We start from the raw sequence: 26,117 nt of genomic DNA, 5'->3' as shown, positions 1-26,117 counted from the left end.
CTTTGGAGGCTTTTTTAGTGTATATTATTAAGTGTGAATATACTTAATATTGTTATGTATAAATATATTTAATGATAAGAGATAATTATCAAAAATAATAATAATAGGTAATTTATGATTCATAATGCAGAAGGTAATGATCCAAAGCAGTTTTATATAGCAACTGCCAATTTACTGAATTTTGCCAATCCTAATCGAATTTATTACGAAAATGCGCCCGCTTATACCAATAAAGAATACGAACATAAGCTGCGCGGCATTACCGACTTATTAGCAAAAGCCCATGCTGATATTATCGCTGTACAAGAAGTATGGGATAGTCAGGCGCTTGAAGCGTTGGCGGTATCGTTGGGTTTTAAGCCTGAGCATGTGGTGATTCCACTAGCAAGTAATGACAGCGCAAGCCCTTATACTCAAGGCAAAGGTGCGCAGAATACACCCGCAGTTGGTATTATCACGCGCTTTGAGCAGTTAGAGAGCACGTTGCTACAAGCCGTAGAGCCAAAAGCGGTCATCGATATTCCTGATATAGGACCTTATGAGCGTTTTAATCGTCCGCCACTTATATTACGAGTGAATGCTTATGGGCAGCCGATAACGATTATTACCGCCCACCTTAAAAGCAAACGTGCTTTTTTCTTACGTGATGAAAATGGCAATCTGTTAGAGGATATGAACGATCCGAATATTCGTGTTCGTGCCAAACTGCGTAGTTTATGTATGCGCGCAGCAGAAGCCGCCTCTATTCGTATGTCTATCATTGAGCGCTTACATCATACGCGCGAGCCGCTGATTTTATTGGGTGATATGAATGATGTCACCGGTAGCGTGACCACCCAATTGATGACCGAAACCGGCGAAGTCAACTATGATAAAAGTATGCGTGATGTAGCATTGTTTGATGCCGCTCGTATCCAAGCCCGTTATGGTTGGATGAAAGATGTTGCTTATACCCATATTTATCAGGGTATGCCAGAAGTTATTGATCAGTTATTTGTTTCTGAAGAGTTTTTACCTGATAGTAAGTTTTCGCTTGCTCAGGTTGAACGAGTTGACTATTTTAATGACCACTTAAAGTGGGATTATGCCGATAGAGTCATCGATCATGGTATTATACGAGCGAAAATAAAACTTCATAATTAACCCCGTTTTTTGGTTAATTGGTGAATTATTTTTTAACCTATTCATGTCCCTTGCTTGACTGTGTACAAGCGTTTATCATGCCTCTTCGTTGAGTATAGTAGCGGTGCTATTGGTCCAAATGAACGGTTAATAGAATGTCCTTCGATTTAGGACAGATGCTATCCGATGAAGACTATATTTATAAAGATGGGGCGTAACATTAAGAGATTTATAATGAGTGAAAACAAAGACGACAAAATTGAAGATGTACTGGTAGATTCGGAGCTGGCAAAAAAGCTGGTGCCTAATAAATTTAAATTCACCAGTCAGCAAGGCCGCGCACGCCGTCAAAAGCTATTGATGGGCGCGAAAAAATTAAGTGAAACTCAAGCGATTAATGATATTACCTTGGCTGCTGTCTGCGAAGAAGCGGGTATTCCAAGAGCTTCTGCATATCATTTCTTTCCAAATATCGAAGCGATATTCTTAGCATTGCGTTTTTTAAATGCCATCGACATCTTAGAAGTGCTGACCACTGTCGAAACGGTTGATTATGATAGATGGCAAGCGTATTTGACCGCGCTGATTGAGCGCTGTGTAAAAATATTTGATGAAGACCAAACCAAAGCCAAATTGATTTATGACACCAATACTCCTGATTTTGAAGGGGATAGTTTTGGTGAGCATATGGACAATCAAGTGGTACAATTGGTATATAAACGCCTATCAGAGCGTTATGAAGTACCAAAATTTGAAGATATTCAAGATGTGTTATTGATTACCTTTAGTATTATTAACGCCATCTTTACTGTCTCTTATCGCCGTCATCAGAGCATTACTGATAAGTATTTACAAGAAGCCAATACCGCTTCTATCGCTTATCTGCGCTGCTATTTGCCAGAAAAATTACCGCGTAAAAATCGTTAATTTTTATTGCGCTAGAGTTTGAGCCAAATCCAAACGTAAAAAAGCCGACATCATGTCGGCTTTTTTTTGCGCGTTTTAATAAACGTTTATCAAACATTGATTGAAATTTTATTGTGTGGTCAAAGGTTATTTAATACAAGCATAAGTCACTACAAGCATAAAATACCTACTTTTTATCAATCGCTGTTAGCACTTGACCATTACAACTGTCATCGCTTGAATCTAAAGGCGCATATTCTTCATAATAACGCACGATAAGCGCTTCTAAAGCAACGTTGGTTTTTGAGTCATGGGCGTTAACGAAAGCTTCGCGTGCTTGCTCAAGCCAGCGATCTGCCATCCGAAAATGACTGTTTGATGATTTTTCGCCACGTTTACAGTGGTCGGTAGCTGCCCATATTAATGCCACTTCACTAAAGGCCATTTCGCGCGGCGCATTCACGATACCGCCACTATCTTTAAGGGCATTTAAAGTTGCCCATAAATCAGGTCGCATCAGCGTAGAGGTCGATGGGATATCTTCGATAAGTTCAAGCGCTTCAACTTTATTATTTTTTAACGCCTGCAAGATGGTTTCTGCAGCTTGGGCGGCTTGCACCGCAGCATCTGAACGACTATTCATACTGTCTTTATGAGTGGCGTAGTTCAGCCAAGCTTGGGCTTTGTAAGCAAAGTATTGTTGACGGGCGCTCATGTCTTTTTGCTGATAAGTTTGTAATTCGTTCAGCATGCATTTCATGGCGCGCTGTTGTACGCTTTGGGCTTTATCATCAGCTGTCTGGGCTTGAGATTCAGTATTATTGCTGCTAAGGCAATAGTCGGCGGTCTTTAGCGTAGCGTCTTTTGGCGTAAGACTTGTAGTCGATACACAGGATACGGTAGACAGAAGCAATACAGCGGATAGCGTAGCATATAGTGGTTTTTTATAGGGAGCTGCTTGAAGGGCAGAATGAGGCATAAGATAAACCTGAAAGTAAGGTAGTAAGTATGAAAAGTTTGTATGTAAATAGGCAGGTTAATTTATCATTCAATAAAAAACCATCGCCCAGTCAATACAAAAATGCCGTAAGCGTGGCTTACGACAACTAGGATAAATGATAACAAAGCTAAATTATAGCGTAGAACGGGCGGTGAGCGGCTTATTTTTGCGTGAATCTTCGCGTTTGAATAAGTCTTCATCGAATTTGAAGCGTAATCTAAAGTAAGCACCTTCTATCGTCGTATCGTCATAGGCAATATCTTCATCTTCAAAGCCTATAAAGTTATAGCCAAGTGACAACCAAAGGTTGGTCATCGGGCTATAGCCAACTTCAGCGCCAACCAAGTAAGATAAATCGTCTGCTTGCTTATTCCAATACGTACCTGCTTGTAAACCAATATCCCAGCGCTCGCTGATATCATACAATCCACGCGCATAAACAGCATGTGCGGTATTGTCGCTGGCAATTCCTTGGGCGTCATATTCTGTGTATTTACCAGCATAATGCCCTGATAGCGTCAATGGGCGTGTTGGATGATAGTTACCGCTCCATGACCATACAATGGCATCTTTTTGATACGGATCGTTGCCTGTTGCATTGTCGTCTAAGCGATACTCAAGCTTGGCAAGCATATCGAGCTGATTGCTATCGTAATCACGGTAAGCGGCGCCTAGCTGAAAGCGATTGATAGTACGATGACCATCATCGTAATCTACTTGTGAATAGATGTCTTTGGCTAATAAGGTAATCTTATCACTATAACGATAAGCAACGCCTGCGCTAGCGAGCAACGTATCACTGGTATCGCCCCAGCGTTTTTCTAAGCGCCCTGAGGCTTTATAGTTTTCGTTGGCAAGATATTCAACGCCAACACCAGCAGCAGTCGCGGTACTGTCTTTTTCACCTTCTAGAGATTCGACACGCTCAAACAAAGTGTTAAGTGTTAAGCCTTGTTGCACATACCATTTATTCTTTAGACCAATAGCCGCTTCAGCTTCGCGGGCGCTAATCGCATCACGCATGCGGTATTCGCTATAGACTTTGCCGTCTTTCATATAAGTGGCATCAAAGCCGATAACAGTACGTTGGCGCTCTTCAGAATCGTCTAAACCGTAGCTACCTGACAAGCTATTGATTAAATCATGACGGGCGTATAAACGACCTAGGCTACCAAGCGCCGTTTCGCCACCGATAGAAGTGGCATTGCGCGAGCTGTGCTCGATATCTTGCTCGTATTCGGCAAAGACCAATGAATTATTGAGCTTTGGCAAACGCGAGGTGAGACGGGCGCGGGCAGTGGTGCCTTCGATGTCTTTTTCAGCACTACTTACGCCATTAAGCGCTGATTGGTTAATGATGTCGTCATTAAAGATAGTGTCGTTAGTAATATCTAAGACATCGGTTGCCGCTTGAGTATTGCGTGAGGCGGCAGTGGCCTCTTGCTTATAGTAACGTACGCCAATCTCGCCAACGATATTTTCACTTAAACGCTGTTCAATACTGGCTTGTAGGCCTTGGCGACTGGCCTCAGTGGTATGGTCTTCTGTACGCACACCTTCCAATTTAAGCGCGGTTTTTTTCTCATTTAAAGTATGAGTGACTTCGATGCCAGATTCAGTGCGGCCAGCGGTTTGCGGCGAAGCACCGGTAACGAAGCCTTCATCGGTATCATTATAATAGGCTTTGGCACGCGTGTTTTTCTTATCGTCATAGTCAAGCTCGATGCGCAGTGCATCGCCTTCAGTATCTTTACCGTCTAGCTCTTTGGCATTAATCTGATCGCTTGGCTGCGAGTTTGGATTTTCTGCTTTATTTTTGGCATATTCTGCGACCAGCTTTAGCTTATCGTTAAATTTGACGACCGTATTGACGCTGGCAAGCTCTTCTTTATTCAGCGGGTCATCACTATTAATATAGCTACCACCGATGGCGATTTTATCGGTCACTTGCTGCTTGGCAGCGATACCGCCAACCCAATATTTCTCGCCGCCTTCATCGACCTCGACCGTCACGCGCAAGTAGATAGGATTGCCATCGATATCTTGGCTGGCAATCGGTGACTTTAGATATAAGCTGCGACTAATAGGATCGATTTCATAATCAGCAAAACGCGTCAAGGTCTCACGGCGCACGATACGCCCTGGGTTATTGGCGTCACGGGTGATGACTTCGATGGTTTCTGAATTTTCTAATATCGCGTCGAAATCATTGGCAAGTAGGTAGGGACCTGAAATTCCAAGACCACGAGTTTCGTTAACGCGCTGTGAAGTACTGGTTTCAGCGGCAAACGCGGTGATGCGAGTGTTACTATCTTCAAACTGCGCTTTTAAACCCGTTAAAGTACGGTTGTATTGACCAAGTTTGATACCTTCGTCATTATCGATTTGGGTTTTTAAATCGCCATACATTGCAAATGAGCGACCTTTATCGACGCGTACATAAAGCTTGCTCGTCGATTGGGCGTCGAAACCTTTAGCAGAAGAATCGCCATAGACAGGATAGTATTCACCCGGCTCGATATCACGGAACAGGCGTTCGCCTTTTTTATCGCTGTCATAAGCTAGTGTCAGTAGATAATCGCCGCGTACCTTACCTTTTAAGAACATCGCCGCGCGACCCGTTGCTGAATAGTCATCATTGCCAGCGATTTCACGCAGCTCTTGCTCAAAGGTACCTTGGGCATCAGTAATATTACTGCCATCGAAGTTTTTAAGCGAGATAGCACCTTCGACGATGCCGACAGCGATAAGAGGGCGCAACTGAGCAGTGAACTGTAGCGGAATCACTTGTTTGCTGCTGCCAGTGTTAATGACTAGCTCACCTTTACCCGGTACATTTGGGGCGGTGATAGGTATCAGTAGCTCGCCGCCAGAGACGGTGACTTGCGTACCAGCTTGATCTTTACTGCTATCGCTAAGATTGATACGACCGATATTGGTGTCAATTGTAATCGGCGTTGAGGCGATATAAGGGCGACCGTCACTATCTTTTAGGCTAATCACTACTTGATATTCGCTGATGCCGTCTGCAGCGACCAATTGTTTTTGCGTTCGATAGTCAATGGCTTGCAAGCTATCTGGCGTCAAAACCTTAATAGTTTGCTCAGAGATGACTTTACCATTAATATCAGTCGCGACACCACGTAAAGTGTTAGTGCCACGTTGTAAATCGACAGCATAATAATCAAACGCCGTCACCTTTTGCTTTTCTTGCTCAGCGGTTTTACCGATTTGCTCGGCTGATACCGCTTTGCCATTGGCATATAGGGTGAAGTTAGAACCTAGCGGCGCTTGTACTTGTACCATTTGCTTGTAGGTGCTGAGCTGCTGACCTTCGCTAAGATTAATAAAGGCAACATCATTACTAGAAACCTCTTTTAAGTACTCTTCAAGCTCTTTTTCTAGCGGAGGAGCAATAGTCGTCACTGTCATATCGACACGATTGGCAGCTGGCTTGACCATTTCGTTAACGATGGCGGAGTCGCACTGGATGCCGGCATCTAGGACATCGTTAGATTTACAGCCGCTTGCATCGACGTTGTCTTTATTGTCGCGGTTATAATCAGGCTCTAACACCAGCTCGGTTTTTACCGCTTGTTCTAAACTATCATTTTTAGCGCTGACAGATTTGCTGCGCGCGACCAGCTCTGCGTTTAGGCGCTCAGTGCTATCGCCCATCCCGCCAACGATAGCAAAGTCAGCACGATGCAGCTCGCCATATTTTAAATCAACGAAACGGCTGCTTGCATCTCCCGCATTGCGGTTGCTTTGAGTAACCATTTCGGTGGCGTTAGGAATGGTGGTGCGGTCAACTTTTAGAACATGAGTTTTTGCACTGACGCCATAGAAGTTATACTTGCCTTCAGGATCGGTGACGACGAAGTTGCCATTTTCCATATAGATGCGCACGCCTGCAACGCCAAGCTCGCCATCTTCTTTTTGTTGAATGCCGTCACGGTTGATATCATGGTAAACCTTACCGATGATGATGCCGTCAGTGTTCATGACACCGCGCTCAACCTCAATCTTCCATTGGGCTTCTCGTGATACTAGGCTTTGACCTTGCTCAGTAGTAGCAACGGCGGTCGCACGGTTGATGCCGTCACCGCCTAATGCCGATGAGCCAATAAGGACGCGATAAGTAATTTTCTTGGCTTTATCTTTACCAACTTCAACGTTACCTAAACTCAAAACTTGGTATTTACCGTCTGTTTTAAACTCATTGGTTTGTGATTGATTGATATCGACAGTAGTAGTCGAAGTGATACGGACACTACCTTTAACATAGTCAAACCCACGCGGGAATGCGTCTTTTAACTGCACATCATAAGCAGTTGACTTACCATTGTTTTCTACTTTAATAGTGTAATCGACATAATCACCAAATTCAGCAGTCTTGACATTACCTTCTTTGGTGACGACTAAACTTGCGCTGTCATCAATGATAGCAATTTGCGTGGCCAAATTATCGATACGAACAGTAAGATCAGCATCGCTTGGCAGATGCTCAGCACCAGTGCCGACAGAAGGCGCTATACAAGCGTCGAGGCTGGCGGTCAAAGTATCATTTTTTAAAGTTTGAACGATTTTGTCATTGAGAGCATTGGCATTATTTTGCGTCGGTGCTGAAAGCTGATATTTGCCAGTGCTATTACCGGTTTCAATCCCTTTTAATGAGTACTTATCACCAGTCAATAAAGAGGTAATCGTGACCCAAACTTGATCAGGTTTATCTAACTGAACATTACATTGCGCGTAGCTGGCGTTGATGTAAATGCTGTCATCGATTTGCGAAGTGGTTTTATTATCATCAAACTTAGGAGTGGTAAAGTTAATCTCAGGCTCAACGATAATCAGTTTATCAGTGGCATTAACCATTGCTACTGATGGGTCTTCTAAGACCACTGCACCGATTTTGATATCAGCAGTATCGCCACTCTTACCATTGGAATCTGACAATGCTTGTACGATAAGTTGGATGCTTTCGCTATGTCCAAGTTTAATTTGGGCACGTAAATTATGAAAGATAATCTCGCTGTCAGCTGCATCAATAATGCCGTTTTTATTGAGATCTTGATAGACTTTGATGTTAGAGAGGGTTGGCGCGACATTAAGTGTCAGCTCAACCGTTTGATTGCTATAGCTGGTATTACTTAGGACGTTAACCCAGTTTACCAAGGCGTTTGGCATGACAGTAAGTAAAGGCTGCTGGCTTAAGCTGATGCCGTATTCAGGTAGGGCTGAGGCTTTGACTTGGACTTGGTTTGAGGTGCTAGAGATAGCGACGTCAGACTGGCTACTGACGTTATAGGTCGCGTTTGCAATGTTATTGATAATTTGTAGATTCGGGTTTGCTGCTGAATTTGAATCAGTCGCTGCAAACGCCATATTCGATTGCATAAGCAACATCGCTAATGACAGCGCAGAGATCTTTGCTGTACATAATGCGGTACGATTAGACGGTGTCATTGTAGATAGAGTCATGTGTCGCTTATCCAATAAAACATCAAGGAGGAAGGAATAAAACACTCTAGCTTGGCTAATTAAAATGGGTTAGTTCAAGCTAGAGGGTTTATCTACAAACAGCAATAGCTGCTTGTAAATATTAAAATAATAAATAATTCAATGATTTATATTAAGGCTGAGATTGTGCTAGCTGTTTAGGATCGTTTTTGATCTTGACTCTAAATTGAAGGGTTGCAGTACTTTGAGGTGATAAAGTAGTGATTGTTGTATTGATATTAGTACCATCATCGTTTGCTTGTGTAGTGATGTTGGTTGCTGCAACTCCAGGTGTAGTAGCAGATCCTGGTGCATAGTCTGCTGCAGCGTTAAACTGAGACTTAGCATCAGAAATAGTCAAACCTGTGATATCAAAGCCTAATGCGGTAGTAGATGTGTTGGTAGCATCAATCTTATAGATAACGCATTGGTTTGGCTCAGCATCGATACTGGTCTTCACAAATGTACCGTCAGCAGTACCATCACATTTAGCATCAAGTGCTTGCATCTTAACTAGCGTTAAGCCTTTGATGGTTGTTGTATTAGTAGCAGTGGTTGGATCTGAAGGATCGTTACCGGCAGGAGTTATAGTTACTACGTTTTTGTCTTCCGTATCAAGCAACGCTTTTTTGGTTGAATTATCAGATTTGACGTCATAGATAATATCTATAGTGCTACCTGAGGGAATAATCACTGAATTAGGAAGACGGTATTCGTCTGCTGTTGCAGTAGGTTCTAAATATCCTGTTGTATTACCTTGTTTATAGCTAGGGCGATTGTTAGCAGTTGCATCAGTTATTATACCAAGTGGAATTTTGCCATTAGGGTCAGTAATTTTAATGGTAATAGGACGTTTGTCGCCGCCCTCAGCTGCATCACCTGTATTTGTGATGGTGTTAGTAAATGTAACCGTACCGTCTACAGCAATCTCTTTAGAAGTGCCATTACCATTGACGCCATTAGATATCGTTAAACCACGTTTATTGACTTCTAGAGCCGCAGCTGAGTCGCCACCTGCCGTACCAGGTTTAGGATTATTGATGTACTCTATATCGTCATTAGTAGGATAGTAAGTACTCGTGTTTTCCTCTGTATCATCTTTATTAGTACTATCAATGATAGTGATACCACTATCTAAAGTATTTTCAACACGAGTATGATTGATCACACCATTAACAGGCGCTTTGTTACGGTCTTGTTTGACATCAAAGGTGATCGTTACACTAGCCCCAACAGCTAGATTAATACCTGAGTATACAAAACCTTGATTAATACCTGTCGTTGTTTCTACAACAGAAGCACCACTAGTGGCATCCGTTGATTTTACAGAACCTGCTACTAATATTAGACCAGCAGGTAAGGTGTCACGCACAATAATGTTAGTTGCATCAGCAGCGTAGTCTGCACCACTATCATTAGTGACTTTGATACTATAAGTGGCTGTATCATTTAAGTCATTAAGGTTAAGCGTATCAGTTATCGACTTTACGATACTAAAAACAGGCAGAACTGTACTTGAGGTATCTGTATTGGTTAATGTCTTATTAACGCCTGTTGGTGTATTCGTTGATAGAGCCGTACTCGTAGCGGTCAAATTGAGTTTTTGAGTATCTCCCCCTTTGTTACCTTTCGTCTTAGCATTGATAGTGAATACAACATACTGACCAGCTGTCAGTGGAAAAGTAATGTTATTGAAATCCGATACAGAAACTTTAGTTCCAGATGTTCCTGAACCAGTAGCCGCAGTCCCACCAGCTTCAAATAACTGGTATGAAGCTGTAGAAGCATCAAGGTCGTAATCAGCCTGATCACCAGAGCCATTAGTGATATTGCTTAGATTAACCGTGTATTGATCAGTACGGTTACCAGTATTTTCTAATCTATGTGCAAACGCTACCACCCCTTCAGGAGTTACGTTGCCACCAGGATTTACATCATTAGCATTACCAGTATTTTGCGCCAAAAGTGAGAATGAAACTTGCTCTGAGATATTAACAACAACAGGATTTGATTTGACAGGAGTTTGAGGCACACTATTAACAGAATAAGTAGCTTCAGCTACGTTAGTAATAGTAGGAGAGGTTGTTGCAGTACCACTTTTAGCAGCATTAGCGCTAGTTGAGACGCCCATTACCGCGGCGACGCCGACAGCAAGTAAGCTATAGTTAAAAGTGTTTGATTTCATGTATTGCTCCAAAAGTGATGATAAAAACTATGTGTAAGGTTGAAAAGAAAGCAAGGTTAAAATAGCTTGATTAATTAACAGTGGTATTTAGAGCAACAGCTGCTGACTTCTGTGCTGGTAACAGCTTGATATTCCAGCGCAGGGTACGATATTCAGAAAAAGGGATTTTTACCATTTTGCCATCGACTTTACGCATTAGTGGCATATCAGCGTAGTTTTTACCATCGATACTGGCTTGCGCGGTTGAAGGAATGGCTTCACCAGTGAAGGTCATGTTCGCAGGGATAGGCAGTACAACCGCCAAGTCTTGAATGTCTTTATTAATCGTATTGCTATAGGTGGCTTTATACTGAATAACCGTACCAGCTGGCGCATTGCGGACTGGCAGATAAGTAGTTTTACCTTCAGCGTTCTTGATGACTTTGTTGGCAGTTAAATCCATCTTTAAGGCGTCATCGGCATTGGCCGTACCTAATAAGAATACCGATGCTAAGCTAGCTAATAAGGTGTTGCGTAAAAAATTAGAACCTTTCATATGAAATCCTTTATTAAATCATCACTATCAGAGATGTTTTTACTTGTTATGACTACAAACTGGATAGTTCTTGGGCTTTCGATAAGCTGAAAAATATCGACTGTGCGCTTAGAATGGATTTTTACAAATTACTTACATACTGTCACTATAAAAGCGACAAAAGGTCGTTTGAAGTAGCTGAACGGCAAAAGCCCTATCTGGAAAGATAGGGCTTTTGTTGGTAATAATTAAGTTTTGAATATTATAGATAATGCAAGAGGTAATCGATATTAAGGATCTATAGTTGTTCCGTATTTGGTATTGAAATAGAAAACCTTATTATCTCTAGCAGGTAATACAAGTGGTTTAGTAATGACGAGACCGTTTTCACCTATAGGCACACTATTTGAGGCATAATCGGAAATGTTAGTAGCAGAAACTGGACTAGCTAATAATGAGGTAACTAAAGCTTCACTACCTTTTACCTGCAATTTGTCTTGCATAATAAAATCGCTAATGCTGAGATTGGAGCGATTGGTAGCAGTAATTTTATAAGCAATGCATTGTCCAGGATTAATATTACTGATGTTTTCAGTACTAAAACCTAATTTAGGATCCTTATTGCCTAAAATATTAAGATCAGGAGCTGTATAGTTGATAGTGGTCGGGCAACTATTAATATATTGATATTTCTTTAATACTAACGCTGCATTAGCATCGATGACTCTTCCGAAGTTGTTATTAGGGTAATCAAAATTGGTTGGCACAAAGCCTACATTTTTAATTTCACTAGAGGTCCGGATAGGATAGGTATCGCCTGTGCGACTCTCTAGTAAACAAAGATTGGTATTGTTTCCTAATGTTGTTTTAGGAATACTAATCTGATATTCACCGGGAGGAGCGTTATCTCTAATGACCGATTGAGTAGTGTAAGTAGTAGAATTATTCGCGCAATTAACTAGCTTGACAGTGCTACCATTAATACCAGTTTCTGCATTAGGTGCAGAAGGATTAAAGATACCATTAAAGTAGTTGGAGTTGTTTGCATAAGGACTGGTACTGGTAGTGATATCAGCATTTGTGGCGTTGGCTCGAGTACCAGTTATACCGCCATTATCATCAAATACAGTACCTGAAAATATGTATTGAGGAACATAGCAGTAATTGTCTACTCGAAAATCAATCTCTTGGTTAGTTGATGTACGAAGATACCCTGTATTGGAGTAACGAATTTTAACAGAACTAACTGGCTGAGAAAATTGTACAGATCCCTGACACTGGGTACCAAGATCTTTAGCTGGACAATTAGGGTCGCTGACTGTTCTAGTTAACAAGCCTTGTAAAGAGTCGCTGAATGTAATATTTGAGCCAGTTACAGGTTGAAAGGTGCCAGCTATAGTAGTCCCAGCCTGGTTTACCCCTGTAATTTGTACGAAGTCATCAAAAGTATTACCGCTACTATTTGAATAATCAATGTCAAAGGCACTTAAAGCAACGTTAGTTAAATATATTGGTTGCGCTGTTATGCTATTGCGAAAGTCAAGATTGACGTCTGTAAAAGCTGTCGTATTAGGGAAGGTTCTTCTAATATTAATGGCTCTAACCCCTCCAGATTCAATGACACCAAAATTACTCAATGTAGTACTAGAGCTTGACTCTGTCGTGCTCATCTTTATTTGCAATGGAATGCTTCCTGATGCGTTTCCACCAATAGTCACATAGTTGTCTGTATTAACTGCTGATACTAAACTATTATAATCGGTATTAAGGAGACTACCTTGTGACGCTCCCGTGATACCTCGGCAAGTAGCTCCAGGATTAGCCGTAAGAGCCAGCGCTCTATTGCTAACAAACAGCAAAGCCATAATGATTAATAAAGCTAGCATCCGCCATGCATACTCACTCAATGATTGTGAGCCTATTGAATTTGAGACGCGTTGAATACGATGCATATTGCTATTCCTATAAGCTGAAGCTAGCTTTAACCTATTACTTAAAAATTGATTGTATTACTAGTTAAAAAAATGTAGGTATTACGTAACTTAATATATTAGGGAAAAATTTTGTAAAAATCCCAAAAAACGGACGAATGGCAGTTTTAGTATGACCAAACACATTAAAATGCTAAATTTAAATAATGGCTCCGTAAAATGAAACTACTAAACAATGTTCTAAAATATCGTAAAAAGAATAATCACTATTTATTTCAGAAATACTTGTCATATTGGCATTTCTCCATAGCTATAAACAAACCCTTAATAAGTACCTATAATAGAGTGTCATTATCATTTGATAGTGAGAATCGCGTAGCGGATATCGTTTAATTTTACAACGATGTTTATTTGCTCCTATGCTAATCTACAGTGATACGATTTATTTAGAATTCTCTGTCATCACCACAAAATACAATGCAATGCTTAGATGCAGCAAGGACGTTATAAGGAAAGCATCAAGTAAAGTGATTGCTCATTAAAATACGTAACACACTCTGATTTAATAACACCCTGTCATTGCGCAGGGCTGACTGATAAAAAGGATTAAGAAAGATGAATTATTATAAGGATGCTGATAGCACCGAAACCCAAGAATGGCTGGAAGCCTTTGAGTCCGTTATCAAACATGCCGATAAGGATCGGGCGCAGTTTTTATTAAAAGCGTTATATAACATGGCGGTACAAGAAGGACTGCCATTTAACCGTCTCGATACAGCTTATATCAATACCATCGCGGTTGAAGATGAGCCAATGTATCCAGGCGACTTGACGATTGAGCGTAAAATTCGGGCTTTGATTCGCTACAATGCGTTGGCAATGGTTATGCGCGCTAATAAGAACGATGATGATTTAGGCGGTCACTTAGCGACTTTTGCCTCAAGTGCAACGCTTTATGAAACCGGCTTTAATCATTTCTTCCGTGCGGCGAGCGACCATTTCGGCGGTGACATGATTTATTATCAAGGTCACTCAGCGCCCGGTATTTATGCGCGCTCTTATTTAGAGGGTCGTCTGACCGAAGAACAGCTAGAAAACTTCCGCCGTGAAGTGGGCGGCAAGGGTCTTTCAAGCTATCCGCATCCGTACTTAATGCCAGATTATTGGCAGTTCCCAACCGTGTCGATGGGCTTGGGTCCGATTATGTCCATTTATCATGCGCACGTGCATCGCTATATGGAAAACCGCGGTTTATTAGAAAAAGAAGATCGCAAGATTTGGACGTTCTTGGGTGATGGTGAAACCGATGAGCCAGAAAGCTTGGGGGCGATTTCGCTTGCTGGTCGTGAAAAACTGGACAATTTAATTTGGGTCGTTAACTGCAACTTACAGCGGCTTGATGGCCCAGTGCGTGGTAACGGCAAGATTATTCAAGAGCTTGAATCCGTGTTTCGCGGGGCTGGCTGGCGCGTGATTAAGGTGATTTGGGGCGGTAACTGGGATACCTTGCTTGATAAAGATGTAACAGGCGTGCTCAAACATCGTATGGAAGAAGCGGTTGATGGTGAGTACCAGCTATATGAAGCCCGTACCCCTGAGTTTACGCGTAAAGAGTTCTTTGGCAAATATCCTGAGCTAGAGGAGATGGCAAACGAGCTGTCTGACCATGATATCTCGCGCCTAAACCGCGGCGGTCATGATCCGATGAAGGTTTATGCTGCCTTTAGTGAAGCCATGAAAACCAAAGGTCAACCAACCGTTGTCCTGGTAAAAACTGTTAAAGGCTATGGCTTGTCGACCCAAGCACAAGCGGTAAATAAATCGCATCAAATCAAAAAACTCGACCATGAAGCTTTGATGTATTTCCGTGACCGCTTTGATTTGCCATTTACCGATGACGAATTACAGACGCTACCGTTTTATCGTCCAAAAGAAGATTCACTTGAGATGAAGTACCTAAAAGGTCGCCGTGAAGCCTTAGGTGGTCATCTGCCCAATCGCCGTAGTGGTCATATTCCATTAAATATTCCAGATTTGTCTATTTTTGATCGCGTGCTTAAAGGCAGTAATGGTAAAGAGCAGTCGACTACCATGGTGTTTGTACGCCTGCTATCAGCCATGCTAAAAAATAAAGACATTCAAGACCGCGTTGTGCCTATCGTTCCTGATGAAGCACGCACCTTTGGTCTAGAAGGTATGTTCCGTCAATTGGGTATTTACTCGGCTTCTGGGCAAAAATATACGCCAGAAGATAGTGAAGCATTAATGGGTTATAAAGAAGCCATCGATGGTCACATGTTAGAGGAAGGGATTAACGAAGCGGGCGCGATGAGTACTTGGATTGCATTGGCAACCAGTTATTCTGTCAACGCGTTACCGATGATTCCGATGTATATTTACTACTCGATGTTTGGTTTCCAACGTATTGGTGACCTTGCATGGGCGGCAGGTGACTGTCAGGCGCAAGGCTTCTTACTTGGCGCAACAGCGGGTCGTACTACGCTCAATGGCGAAGGCTTGCAGCATCAAGACGGTCATTCACAAATTCTATTTAACGTCGTACCTAACTGTGTGACTTATGATCCTTGCTTTGGTTATGAGCTGGCAGTGATTATGCATGATGGTCTGCGCCGCATGTATGGAGAGGGCGAGCGCGTTTATTATTACTTAACTTTGATGAATGAAAACTACGAACAACCTGCCATGCCAGAAGGCGTGGAAGAAGGCATTAAGCGTGGTATGTACTTATTAGAAGACAATGGTTCAAGCCAAGTTCAGCTGCTCGGTTCTGGTGTTATTTTACGCGAAGTTCAAAAAGCGGCGAAAATATTACAAGACGAGTTTAACATCAGCTCCAATGTCTGGAGCGTGACCAGCTTTAACGAGCTGACTCGTGATGGTATGGCTTGTGATGATTATAACCGCCTGCATCCGATGGAAGAAGAAATAGTACCTTGGGTTACTGAACAGTTGGCTCCGCACGAAGGTATCGTAGTTGCTGCTACAGATTATATGCGTAATTACTCAGAACAAATCCGCGCATGGTTACCGGATAATCGCCCTTATACGACTTTAGGCACCGACGGTTATGGTCGCTCGGATACCCGTGAGAATCTACGTAGCTTCTTCCATGTTGATGCCGCGCACATCGTGGTCGCCACGCTTAAACGCTTAGCTGATGAAGGTGAAGTTGAGATGCGTTTGGTAAAAGATGCGATTTCAAGCTTTGGTATCGAAGCGGATCAACCGCCTGCATGGCAACAACAGCCACATTATGATCATTTCCCAGACGCGCCAGCCCCTGACAATGTAAATCCGAGCCCTGTACCAGAGTTTGTCGATGAAGATGATGATGAAATAAGTAGCGAAGGTCGCGCAGAAGACCCAGCTGACGCCGCCTTACTCAATGATGATGACGTCAAAGAATAGCCAAAAGACAAGGCAATCATAATACAAGGAGAATTACGGATGGACATTAAAGCCCCCGATTTGGGTGTCGATAGCGCCGAAGTCAGTGAGATTATGGTCGAAGTTGGCGACGTTATTGCAAAAGACGACAATATTATTTTATTAGAATCTGATAAAGCGTCAGTAGAAGTACCAAGCTCGGCTGCTGGTAAAGTAACTAAAATAAGCGTGGCAGTCGGCGACCAAGTGAGCGAAGGTATGGTGCTTATTGAGCTTGAAAGCGAAGCCGATGCTAAAGACGATAAGCAAAGCATTGATACAGAAAACAAAACAGAATCTGTCGCTGACAAAAAAAATGAGCCGCAGGATAATCAGCAAGAAGAGAAGCAAAGTGATACTAACGCAGCTGAGTCAAACGCTTCTAAACCTGCCAAACAAGCAAGCGAGCAAGCAGGCGAACAAGTAGGAAAAGCAACCACTCATGCCTTGCCAGACTTAGGAGTCGATGCAGCGCAAGTGTCTGAGATTATGGTCAGTGTCGGTGATATCGTTACTGCTGATCAATCTATTTTGCTGATTGAATCTGATAAAGCGTCGGTTGAAGTGCCGGCGCCAGAAGCGGGTAAGGTCGAAAAAATATTGGTGCAAGCGGGCGATATGGTCGCCAATGGTCAAGACTTTATTGTCATTATTGGTGAGGGTTCAGATAGCGCCAGTCATAATGTTAGTGAGTCTAAGGCTGATACTTCTGAGTCGCAAGCATCAAAATCTGCTGAATCAACTAACAAAACGGAATCAGCTGAGCAGTCTGACAAGTCGAAACCAACAGACGAGCCTAAACAAGCCGCTAAGTCTACGACTAATACTAACGCTAAAAATGCTACAAATGCCAAGCTGACTGAAGCACAAGTCAACGAAAAAATGGTCGATATCTATGCCGGTCCTGCCGTGCGTAAGCTTGCGCGTCAGCTAGGGGTTGATATCTCTCAAGTGGCGGGTTCAGCGCTCAATGAGCGTATCTTAAAAGAAGATTTATTCGCCCATGTAAAAGACAGCTTGAGCAAGCAAAAAACTGCGCCTTCTAGTGGTAATGGGGTCAGCTCAAGCCTGCCAAGCTTACCTGATATGAGTAATACTGAGATATGGGGTGAGACCGAAGTACAGGATTTAAGCCGCCTACAAAAAGTGTCAATACCGCAGCTTAATTATAATACCTTGTTGCCGCAAGTGACGCAGTTTGACTTGTCTGACATCACAGAAACTGAAAAGTTACGTGGTGAGCTTAAAGGCGCTATGAAAGCGGAAGGTATCGGTTTCACTATTTTAGCCTTTGTTGTCAAAGCGACCGCTTATGCGCTAACCCAGCATCCGCGTTTTAATAGTCATTTGAGTGATGACAATACTCAAGTTATTTTACGTAAAAGCGTCAATATGGGTATTGCGGTAGCGACTGATGACGGCCTCATTGTACCTGTTATCAAAAATGTGCAAGATAAAGGGCTTAAGCAGATTGCTATTGAAATTGGTGAGCTTGCGGTTAAAGCGCGTGATAAGAAGCTTACGACTAAAGACCTGCAAGGCGCAAGCTTTACGATATCTAGTCAAGGTAACTTAGGTGGTACCGCATTTACGCCACTGGTAAATTGGCCACAAGTCGGTATCTTAGGGGTATCAGAAGCCAGTATGCAGCCTCGTTGGAATGCTAGTAAACAAACTTTTGAGCCGCGTCTAATGCTGCCGTTATCGCTATCTTACGATCATCGCGTGATTAATGGCGCTGATGCCGCGGTATTTACCCGTTATATTGCAAGCTTATTGGCGGATCCACGCCGTATTTTGCTATAAACTTATTTCTCAATGAAACACAAAGAAGCCAGCTATTTAAGCTGGCTTCTTTTATTTATGGTGTTCAGTTTATAGCAATGGGCTATATTAGAACTGTTTTACAAAAGCTACGCCATATACCCAAGGGCTGATATCAATTTCACCAATATCAGTACCGTTTAACGTAGCATCAGTTTTGATGTCCATATAACGGGCATCGATACGGAAAGACTCAGTAGGCGCGAATGGAATATCAAGACCGATATGACCAGCAACACCAACGCTATCGTCAAGTTTTAGCTCAGTACCTGCAACATTCGCTTTCTCTTTAAAGAAAGTAGTGTAGTTCACACCAACACCAACAAAAGGTTTCACGTTCATAGGCAGGTTGTAGCCGTCGAAGTGGTATTGTAGAGAAAGAGTAGGTGGTAAATGTTGAGTTCTACCTGTGATTTCATTACCATTCACGTCGGTTAGGGTAAAGTCATGATGAAAAGGAATGGCAGCCAGTAGCTCAACACCAACGTTATTGGCGATAAAGTACTCACCACTGATAGTTGGACGTACATCGCCATCAACATCTACAGCGTAATTTGTATTGCCTATAGTGACGTTACCGTTGTCACTTTTTGGATCAACATAGTGAGCACCAGCAGCCACAGACCAAGTACCAGCAGGTACAGCGAAAGCAGTGGTCATAGTAAGTGCAGTTGCAGCAGCTAAAACTAGGGATTGTAGTTTCATCGTTTGATTCCTCAACATAATAGATGATTATTGGTCAGTCTCTAATGAGGGATGACAGTAGTGACTGATTACACAATGTTATGGTTAACTTGTAACATTATCTCTCTATTATAATACAAAAACCCTAATAAGAGTAAGGTTTTAAATAGAAAGTGGTAATGTTCATATCTTAAGTTACCCATCTACTTGAATAAATAGACTAAATTAGGAATAAATTTATAATTACGCTTGTTATTTTAATTCGAAATTTTCAGCGGTTTTTGCTGCTATTTATCAAAGGGGACGGTCAGACATTATGCTCGGTTATTGTAGTAATTCTCCGCTTCGTTGTGAAAACGCCCGTTCCATCAAGCTCTTAAACCAAATAGATTCTTGTTGTCCTAAATGTGGTTTGTTCTTATTACCGGCGCAAAACTTAAGCAACCAATTACGGGCTGATGAGCAGTTTTTGCGCTTCGTTTTCTTGGCGATTGCCGTGATATTGTTGGCAGTGACCTACATTTATTACCTAAATTTTGTATAATCATCATTACTGATGCATAAACTAAATATGCCCATCAAATTTGTTGGTCTGAATTTAGGTATAAGCGCTTTTTAAAAGACTGTTTATTAATATAAGACCGGTGTTACATCGCACCGTATATAGGGACGCCATGCTACTCCAATCTATACGGCGCTTGCGTCTTTTCGTCTATAACATTCTACAAAACGATGAGCATGATACGCTCTTTAGTCGCTGTGTTGACTACTTTCTCATTTTTTTAATCATGGCGAATGTCACGGCGGTCATCGCTGAGTCTGTAGATAACTGGTACTATCCGTATCAAGAGTCTTTTACTTGGTTTGAAAATTTATCGATTATCATATTTTCTATCGAGTATTTGCTCAGATTATGGAGTGTCGCTGAAGCGAAGCCTGACAATACCACTTGGCGTCAGCGCTGGGAGTGGCTAAAAAGTCCGTCGGCATTGATTGATATTATTGCGATTGCGCCCGCATTCTTGAATTTCTTTGTCAGTATCGATTTGCGTTTCTTACGTATTTTGCGTTTATTTCGCATTCTTAAGCTCACTCGTTATTTTGCCTCATTACGTATTTTATTGGTGGTTATCAGTAAGGAGAAGGGCTCATTTCAAGCGGTTATTTTTATCTTAATCATTATGATTGTCACGGCATCAAGTGGGATTTATTTGGTCGAAAACCACGCGCAGCCAGAGGAGTTTGAATCGATACCCAAAGCCATGTGGTGGGCTGTTGTTACTCTGACGACGGTTGGCTACGGTGATGTAACGCCTATCACCAATGTTGGTAAAATATTGGGGGCGATTATCACCATATTGGGCGTCGGTCTAGCTGCATTACCGGCCGGTATTTTGGCGACGGGCTTGGCAAATGAGCTCAGTCAGCGCCGTGAAGAGCTTGAGCAAGATTTCCGCGGGCAATTGGTCGATAGCGATTTTGATTTGGTACAGAATCAGATGATGATTGAGAAAATCCGCCGCGAGCTTGGATTGGATAAGGAGCAGGCACAAGAGATTGTGCTGCAAGTATTGCGTGAGCAAGAGCTAGAACGCCGTGAAAAGGAAGTGCGGCAAAAGAATTTTTGCCCGCATTGCGGAGAGCCGTTAGAGTAAAGCTGGCATTTAAGCATTTTTCTTAAAGATGATTCTTAAAGGTTGTTCTTAAGAGCAGTTCTTAAAGGCAGTTCTTAAAGGAAGCTCTTAAATCAAAAGTTTTTAGTGTAAAAAAGGGTGAGACGTTATTAAATAGCGTCTCACCCTTTTTATTTATAGATAAGGTAAAAACCAATCTTAGCTTTCTATATTAACGTTAAATACCTTGCGGAACGGGCAGGGCACGCGCCAATTCATGCGCCACTTCTTGTGCCGCTGTCGATAAATCTGTCGCTGGCAGTGGTAGAGTTTGTAAAGTCAGATGCCAATCGTCCACCTCTCGGCGCAAGTGTGTCACCCAAAGCGTAATGCAGTCACGCGGCAGCTGCTTTAAATTAACTTCAAAAGAGCGATTACCTTCATCATCGCTTAAATGAATCTCCCCTTTTTTGACTCTGCTAAAAGGCTGCCCATGATAAGAGTTAGCAATCAAAGCAATATGCGTGATGTGAGCGGGAATTTTATCCAAATAAAGCCGGATTTGCTCTTGGTCAAGGGGCGCAAGATACATGGCTTGCTCACCACGGTCTTTGCCATTGAGGCTATCGCCTTGATGTTTGACCGATTCGGCTTTATCACGTAACTGCTTAAACCAAACAATATCGCTGATGGTACAGTTATCGTCATACAGCACGCAGGCCAAATCGATATCAATCGCGCCTTCATTTTTTTTGAAGCGCTTCTTTAAATTTTTAAATAAGCCTTTTTGCTCAATCTTAGTAAATTCATAATTCAGCGCAAAAAATAACGTCCCCGTATCTAAACCCAGCCCTCTTAAACTGTCTGAAAGTAGTGGTGATGGGATAGTGGTCGACATAATATTCCTTTTGGGTTTTTAAATTTAAAATGGTTATTTTTAATAGTATAAGCGTCAGTGCATTTGAGTATGACTATTAGATTTTTATCATCATTAATAATGAGCTGTTTTTCTTTATTGTCGCTATTCATTATTTATTGGCTTGTCTAATACGGCTTGATACAGTAGCGCGGGTTTGGCGTCTAATAAACCGCTACCAAAACCACGTAACCACCAAACCAGCTGCGAGGTTAGGTTAACGGTCGCTTGTATGGTAAGGGTTTCATCACTATTGATGGTCACATTTTGGTCGTCACTAAGCTTACTTTCCGTTAAGCTTTTGCCCGCTTGTTTGGTAAATTGTAGCTCAACCGCAGTATGTTTGCCATGATCAGGTAACTGGCTAAATAGAGGATGGCTAAAGCCCATGCCGCCTGCATCTAAATAGGTATCCAGTTGGAAATTGTCTGGGGTTTTAGCCGCGCTTTCTAGTATCTCAACGCTGGTAAAGCGATGCAAAGCAAAGGTACGAATAATCACTTCTGGATCATCAGTGCGCGTTGCCAATAGGTAAATAATTACCCCACGCTGGACGATAGCAATAGGGTTTAAGGTATATTCGCTAGCTTGTGATTTATCACTGCGGGTATAGCTGGCTTGTATTTGTAATTGATAAAATAACGCATGATAAATGTTGTCTTTACTGTCCAAATCAATGTGCGGCGCAATTAAGGGCTGAGTCGCAGGCTCGATACGCACTCTGTCAATCCATGAATGCGTGACTTTACTGTTTTTGAGTTGCCTGCGTGCCAAGTCAAACCAAGGAAATAGCTCATCTAAAATAACCGGCGGTAGTAGCTGACTTAGATTGGCTTCGACCATATTAAAGGCAACCGCTTGTGATAAGTTCATATGCGGTAAGCTTTGCAGCGGCGCATCATCTTTCCAGCGCCAACCTTGTGGATTGGCATTGTTTTTTTCGATAGGAAAGCGTTTGGCAAGGGCGTTTAAATCGCGTTGCACCGTACGCAAACTGATATCAAAGCCTGCCAATATAAGCTGCTCGTAAACATGGGTTGTCCCTACCCAGCGATTGCGCTGTAACTGCGATAACACTTGCCATTGTCGCGCTGTCGTCGCTGCCCCATGACGATTATCTGCTGCTTCCTCAGACGCTTTATTATCTGCAGTAACTTCTTCATTTTGCTCAGCAACTTCTTTAGTCACTAGTGCAGTTGCTGATTTATCAACAACTGCTTGAGCTTGAATACTATCGGCGTCAGTAGAATGTGCAGTCATTAAAGATAACCTTTATTCAGTCACGGGTTTGGTTGCTAGCTGTTTATTAGCATTTTATTAATTAACATAGAGCATCATAAAAAGCCAATCATCGCAGAAAAGCATGACAACGTCTAGCGATGCACTTCTGTATTTGCCTCTATATTTGCATCTGGGTTTACGTCTGGGCTTGTATCTATGTCACCTTTCTCTTTCTTGGCTTTTTTTTGCTTATCTTGTTTTTTCTGACGTTTGGCTTGGCGCTTTTTCTTGGCTTTCTTTTTCGACTTTTTATCATCGACTTCGTCATCAGTATTCTGATTCTCATCCCAAAGCATCAAACGGCTTAATACTTTGCCAAATAAGGTCTCTTTACGGTAGCGACCTTTTTTATTCATGGTATCGACAGGTAAGCCGGTCATTAAAGTCAAAGCTTCACTTAATGTATGTACGCCATAAATATGAAATTGCCCTGCTTGAACGGCGGCAATGATGTCGTCACGTAGCATTAATTGTTTGACGTTGGCCATTGGGATAACCACGCCTTGTTGTCCCGTCAGCTCTTGCTCGCGGCAAGCGTCAAAGAAACCAGCGATTTTAGAATTGATACCGCCAACTGCTTGGACTTCGCCTAACTGATTCATCGAGCCGGTAATCGCAAAAGATTGATTGATAGGAACGTTTGCTAGGGCGGAGAGTAGCGCACAGCCTTCACTGACCGTCGCACTATCACCATCGATATGGGCGTAACTTTGCTCAAAAGCGAGTGAGGCGCTAAAGTTGAGCGCATGATGCTGACTAAATAAGGCACGTAAATAGCTGGTCATAATCAGCATGCCTTTGGCGTGTAAGCTGCCGCCCAAATCCACATCGCGCTCGATATCGAGGATTTCGCCCGCGCCAATATTTGGCTGAATGACTGCGGTCAGACGAGCGGGCATACCAAACTCGCTATCGGCGTAACTGACGACAGTGAGCGCATTTACTTGTCCGACAGCATCGCCTTGGGTCTGAATAAGCTGCTGGCCATTTTTTAGCTCATCCCAATAAAGGTCGCGCAAGTATCCTGAGCGCTCGTCCATATCGTCAATAGCGTGGGTGACGTGAATGGCGCTAACGATGTTTTTACCGCTCAAACGTGCATGGCGGTTAGATTCATGTAAGAGCTTAATTAATAAATCACTATGCAAACTTAAGCGGTCTTGGTCTTCTGCTTGTAAGCTTAAATGCTCGAGTAAAGCGGCTTGGGCGCTACTATCAAAAGGATAAAGGTTGGCATAATCAATGATGTCTGCCATTTTTGCTACCAATGCCAATTCGTGCTCAGGGCTGCGAGTTACATCGTCGTGAAAATCGGCACGTACTTTAAATACTGCATCAAACTCAGGCTCCAGCTCTAGTAGTTCGTAATATAAATCTGCTTCGCCAAGCAAGATGACTTTGATATCAAGGTCAATGGGTGCGGGCGCGAGCGATAAGCTGCCTGTTAAGGTCAGCATCTGCTCAAGGCTTGAGAGTTTGATTTTTCGAGATTGCAAGGCGCGCTTAAGACCTTGCCACGCGTAAGGATGCTCAAGCAAGTGACTGGCTTCTAACAATAGATAGCCGCCATTGGCACGGTGCAAGGCGCCTGCTCGAATCATACTGACATCGGTGGTCACTGTGCCCAATTGGGTGATTTGCTCGACATGACCCAATAGGTTTAAATGCGTCGGTAAGTCTTCAAAGATGACCGGTGCGCCACTATCGGGCGCGTGACTGACAATGACGTTGACTGCATAGCGGCTTGGCGTTGTGGCAAGCACTGCCGTCACAAACTCCTCGTCATCGCCATTGACGATACGCTCGACATGCGTAACCATATCGGCAAATACGGTTTTTAGATACTCGACAACCAATGGATGATCAGCAAACTGCTCATAAATAGGCGCAAATAAAGGCTGCAGCGCTCGGCGTGCAATATTGCGATGCAGCGCTTCAATGGCATCATTGGCTTCGTCTTCTAATTGCTCTAAAGCGATGGTCAGCTGACTTAAGCGTTTTTGCATATGGTTTTTTTGTGCAAAATTATTCAGCTCAGCTTCGTACTCGCTCTTGCCGTAGTCGTGGTTAGCATCTTTGCTCACGCTATCATCAGCACTAGAAATACTGGAACTAGAAATATTGTCATTAGAAATATTGTCATTAGAAATATTGTCATTAGAAATATTGTCATTAGGAATATTGTCATTAGGAATATTGTCATTAGGAATACTGGCTCTTTGACCTTCCTCTTTTATTGACTTATTTTTCTGGCTATTAGAGATTTTGTCATCTTTAACTTCACTATTGCTCTCTTCTTTTGGTAGCTGGCTAGGATGTACAAATACCGCTTTATTGTCAAATGCGCGAAACGTTAGTGCTAAATCGTATTGTTTGCCTTCGGTATTTAGGTCGTCGTAAGCCTGACTTTCTTTTTGATGGGTATCATTTTTGATGGCTTCGATTTTGCTTTGATATTGGTCGCTACGAAAGCGTTGGCTAAGTCTTTTTTTGGCTTGCTGCCATAATTGATTGACCTGCTGTTGTAGTATTGTCGCCTGCCCAGAAGGTAGACGTAGTGCTTGCGGTGTACGTGGATCGGCAAAATTATACACATAAACCCAATCGTCGGGCGTTGGTGCGTCAGCGGCAATTCGTTGCAATAAACGACTTATAACGGTGCGTTTACCTAAACCATTTTCGCCCGCGGCAAATACGTGATAGCCGCTGGCATGAATATCCAGTGCTGTATGCAACGCTTTAAGGGCGCGCTGTTGTCCAAAGCCGACATCTAAATCGGGGGCAGTGCGGGTATCGCTCGGTAGCTCATTCGTATCAGTATAACGCTTAAGCTGCTCGGCACCGATAAGGCAGCGCTCATTAACATCGATAAATACCGGATGAGGCGTGTTAGGCACATCTACTGTGCTATCTGGCTGAGCTTTTTCTGACGGCTTTTTGCGTGCCAGCTCTTTGTTGGGTAGCTTTGTTTTAGATGGCCTTTTTTTAGGCAGATTCGTTGCTAATGGTTTTGTCTCTGCTGTTTTATTGACAGGGCTTACCATAGGATGGGTATCTTTTGGGTCTTGATTCATAGGTGTGTTTTGCGGTTCGGTCATAGTTATATAGTAAGTCGTTTTAAGAGGGCGGAATGGTTATTGAGCTTTTGTTGTTTGAGCGCTAAGTGTAAGAATGCGCTTCTAACAATCAATC

14 protein-coding genes are annotated in these 26,117 nt (G+C 42.6%); 5 read left to right on the top strand and 9 right to left on the bottom strand.

Annotation, left to right across the window (positions count from 1 at the left end; genetic code table 11):
- Positions 1-114 precede the first annotated feature (114 nt).
- Together ACP7AA_RS06180 and ACP7AA_RS06175 are read left to right on the top strand one after the other, a co-directional pair.
- Positions 115-1,143, top strand: coding sequence for an endonuclease/exonuclease/phosphatase family protein (locus ACP7AA_RS06180; RefSeq protein ID WP_426222946.1), 1,029 nt, complete (start codon positions 115-117; stop codon positions 1,141-1,143).
- A 213-nt stretch (positions 1,144-1,356) separates the two neighbouring features.
- Positions 1,357-2,049, top strand: a complete 693-nt coding sequence (locus ACP7AA_RS06175) for a TetR/AcrR family transcriptional regulator (protein WP_201619525.1) — start codon at positions 1,357-1,359, stop codon at positions 2,047-2,049.
- Between the two features lie 166 nt (positions 2,050-2,215).
- On the opposite strand, the gene ACP7AA_RS06170 is transcribed toward ACP7AA_RS06175, so the two are convergent.
- The 5 genes from ACP7AA_RS06170 to ACP7AA_RS06150 form a co-directional block, all read right to left on the bottom strand.
- Positions 2,216-3,007 (bottom strand): hypothetical protein, encoded by a 792-nt coding sequence (locus tag ACP7AA_RS06170; RefSeq protein WP_426222945.1) that lies wholly within the window; start codon positions 3,005-3,007, stop codon positions 2,216-2,218.
- 153 nt (positions 3,008-3,160) lie between these two features.
- Positions 3,161-8,512 (bottom strand): SdrD B-like domain-containing protein, encoded by a 5,352-nt coding sequence (locus tag ACP7AA_RS06165; RefSeq protein WP_426222944.1) that lies wholly within the window; start codon positions 8,510-8,512, stop codon positions 3,161-3,163.
- 151 nt (positions 8,513-8,663) lie between these two features.
- Entirely contained in the window at positions 8,664-10,715 is a 2,052-nt protein-coding gene (locus tag ACP7AA_RS06160) for a hypothetical protein (protein WP_426222943.1), read from the bottom strand.
- A 70-nt stretch (positions 10,716-10,785) separates the two neighbouring features.
- On the bottom strand, positions 10,786-11,250 hold the full coding sequence (locus tag ACP7AA_RS06155) for a hypothetical protein (RefSeq protein ID WP_296172652.1): 465 nt from the start codon (positions 11,248-11,250) through the stop codon (positions 10,786-10,788).
- 269 nt (positions 11,251-11,519) lie between these two features.
- Complete coding sequence (locus tag ACP7AA_RS06150; RefSeq protein ID WP_426222942.1) at positions 11,520-13,181, bottom strand: hypothetical protein; 1,662 nt, start codon at positions 13,179-13,181, stop codon at positions 11,520-11,522.
- A 594-nt stretch (positions 13,182-13,775) separates the two neighbouring features.
- Between ACP7AA_RS06150 and aceE the strand changes: the two genes are divergently transcribed.
- The gene (aceE, locus tag ACP7AA_RS06145; RefSeq protein WP_426222941.1) at positions 13,776-16,589 is read left to right on the top strand and encodes a pyruvate dehydrogenase (acetyl-transferring), homodimeric type; all 2,814 of its coding nucleotides are present in this window, start codon (positions 13,776-13,778) and stop codon (positions 16,587-16,589) included.
- 39 nt (positions 16,590-16,628) lie between these two features.
- Positions 16,629-18,413, top strand: a complete 1,785-nt coding sequence (locus ACP7AA_RS06140; protein ID WP_426222940.1) for a 2-oxo acid dehydrogenase subunit E2 — start codon at positions 16,629-16,631, stop codon at positions 18,411-18,413.
- Positions 18,414-18,500: 87 nt separating this feature from the next.
- Here the strand turns inward: ACP7AA_RS06140 and ACP7AA_RS06135 are convergent, their stop codons facing one another.
- Positions 18,501-19,136: an OmpW/AlkL family protein gene (locus ACP7AA_RS06135; protein WP_426222939.1), complete on the bottom strand. Its 636-nt coding sequence runs from the start codon at positions 19,134-19,136 to the stop codon at positions 18,501-18,503.
- A 653-nt stretch (positions 19,137-19,789) separates the two neighbouring features.
- Between ACP7AA_RS06135 and ACP7AA_RS06130 the strand changes: the two genes are divergently transcribed.
- Positions 19,790-20,770, top strand: coding sequence for an ion transporter (locus ACP7AA_RS06130; RefSeq protein ID WP_426222938.1), 981 nt, complete (start codon positions 19,790-19,792; stop codon positions 20,768-20,770).
- A gap of 196 nt (positions 20,771-20,966) precedes the next feature.
- On the opposite strand, the gene ACP7AA_RS06125 is transcribed toward ACP7AA_RS06130, so the two are convergent.
- From ACP7AA_RS06125 to ACP7AA_RS06115, 3 genes are all read right to left on the bottom strand, one after another.
- Positions 20,967-21,626 (bottom strand): TerD family protein, encoded by a 660-nt coding sequence (locus ACP7AA_RS06125; protein ID WP_426222937.1) that lies wholly within the window; start codon positions 21,624-21,626, stop codon positions 20,967-20,969.
- A 123-nt stretch (positions 21,627-21,749) separates the two neighbouring features.
- Positions 21,750-22,904 (bottom strand): helix-turn-helix transcriptional regulator, encoded by a 1,155-nt coding sequence (locus ACP7AA_RS06120; RefSeq protein ID WP_426222936.1) that lies wholly within the window; start codon positions 22,902-22,904, stop codon positions 21,750-21,752.
- 113 nt (positions 22,905-23,017) lie between these two features.
- Complete coding sequence (locus ACP7AA_RS06115) at positions 23,018-26,023, bottom strand: AAA family ATPase (RefSeq protein ID WP_426222935.1); 3,006 nt, start codon at positions 26,021-26,023, stop codon at positions 23,018-23,020.
- Positions 26,024-26,117: the final 94 nt, after the last annotated feature.

The organism is Psychrobacter sp. DWR1-2-3 (assembly GCF_049896465.1).
Lineage (GTDB): Bacteria > Pseudomonadota > Gammaproteobacteria > Pseudomonadales > Moraxellaceae > Psychrobacter > Psychrobacter maritimus.
The sequence above is the reverse complement of the archived record's forward strand: the minus strand, read 5'-3'. Positions and strand labels throughout refer to the sequence as shown.

What these genes read in the sequence shown, in the direction of transcription:
- ACP7AA_RS06180 (WP_426222946.1), top strand. Translation starts at nt 115, where the DNA reads ATGATTCATAATGCAGAAGGTAATGATCCAAAGCAGTTTTATATAGCA.
- ACP7AA_RS06175 (WP_201619525.1), top strand. Translation starts at nt 1,357, where the DNA reads ATGAGTGAAAACAAAGACGACAAAATTGAAGATGTACTGGTAGATTCG.
- ACP7AA_RS06170 (WP_426222945.1), bottom strand. Translation starts at nt 3,007, where the DNA reads ATGCCTCATTCTGCCCTTCAAGCAGCTCCCTATAAAAAACCACTATAT.
- ACP7AA_RS06165 (WP_426222944.1), bottom strand. Translation starts at nt 8,512, where the DNA reads ATGACTCTATCTACAATGACACCGTCTAATCGTACCGCATTATGTACA.
- ACP7AA_RS06160 (WP_426222943.1), bottom strand. Translation starts at nt 10,715, where the DNA reads ATGAAATCAAACACTTTTAACTATAGCTTACTTGCTGTCGGCGTCGCC.
- ACP7AA_RS06155 (WP_296172652.1), bottom strand. Translation starts at nt 11,250, where the DNA reads ATGAAAGGTTCTAATTTTTTACGCAACACCTTATTAGCTAGCTTAGCA.
- ACP7AA_RS06150 (WP_426222942.1), bottom strand. Translation starts at nt 13,181, where the DNA reads ATGCATCGTATTCAACGCGTCTCAAATTCAATAGGCTCACAATCATTG.
- aceE (WP_426222941.1), top strand. Translation starts at nt 13,776, where the DNA reads ATGAATTATTATAAGGATGCTGATAGCACCGAAACCCAAGAATGGCTG.
- ACP7AA_RS06140 (WP_426222940.1), top strand. Translation starts at nt 16,629, where the DNA reads ATGGACATTAAAGCCCCCGATTTGGGTGTCGATAGCGCCGAAGTCAGT.
- ACP7AA_RS06135 (WP_426222939.1), bottom strand. Translation starts at nt 19,136, where the DNA reads ATGAAACTACAATCCCTAGTTTTAGCTGCTGCAACTGCACTTACTATG.
- ACP7AA_RS06130 (WP_426222938.1), top strand. Translation starts at nt 19,790, where the DNA reads ATGCTACTCCAATCTATACGGCGCTTGCGTCTTTTCGTCTATAACATT.
- ACP7AA_RS06125 (WP_426222937.1), bottom strand. Translation starts at nt 21,626, where the DNA reads ATGTCGACCACTATCCCATCACCACTACTTTCAGACAGTTTAAGAGGG.
- ACP7AA_RS06120 (WP_426222936.1), bottom strand. Translation starts at nt 22,904, where the DNA reads ATGACTGCACATTCTACTGACGCCGATAGTATTCAAGCTCAAGCAGTT.
- ACP7AA_RS06115 (WP_426222935.1), bottom strand. Translation starts at nt 26,023, where the DNA reads ATGACCGAACCGCAAAACACACCTATGAATCAAGACCCAAAAGATACC.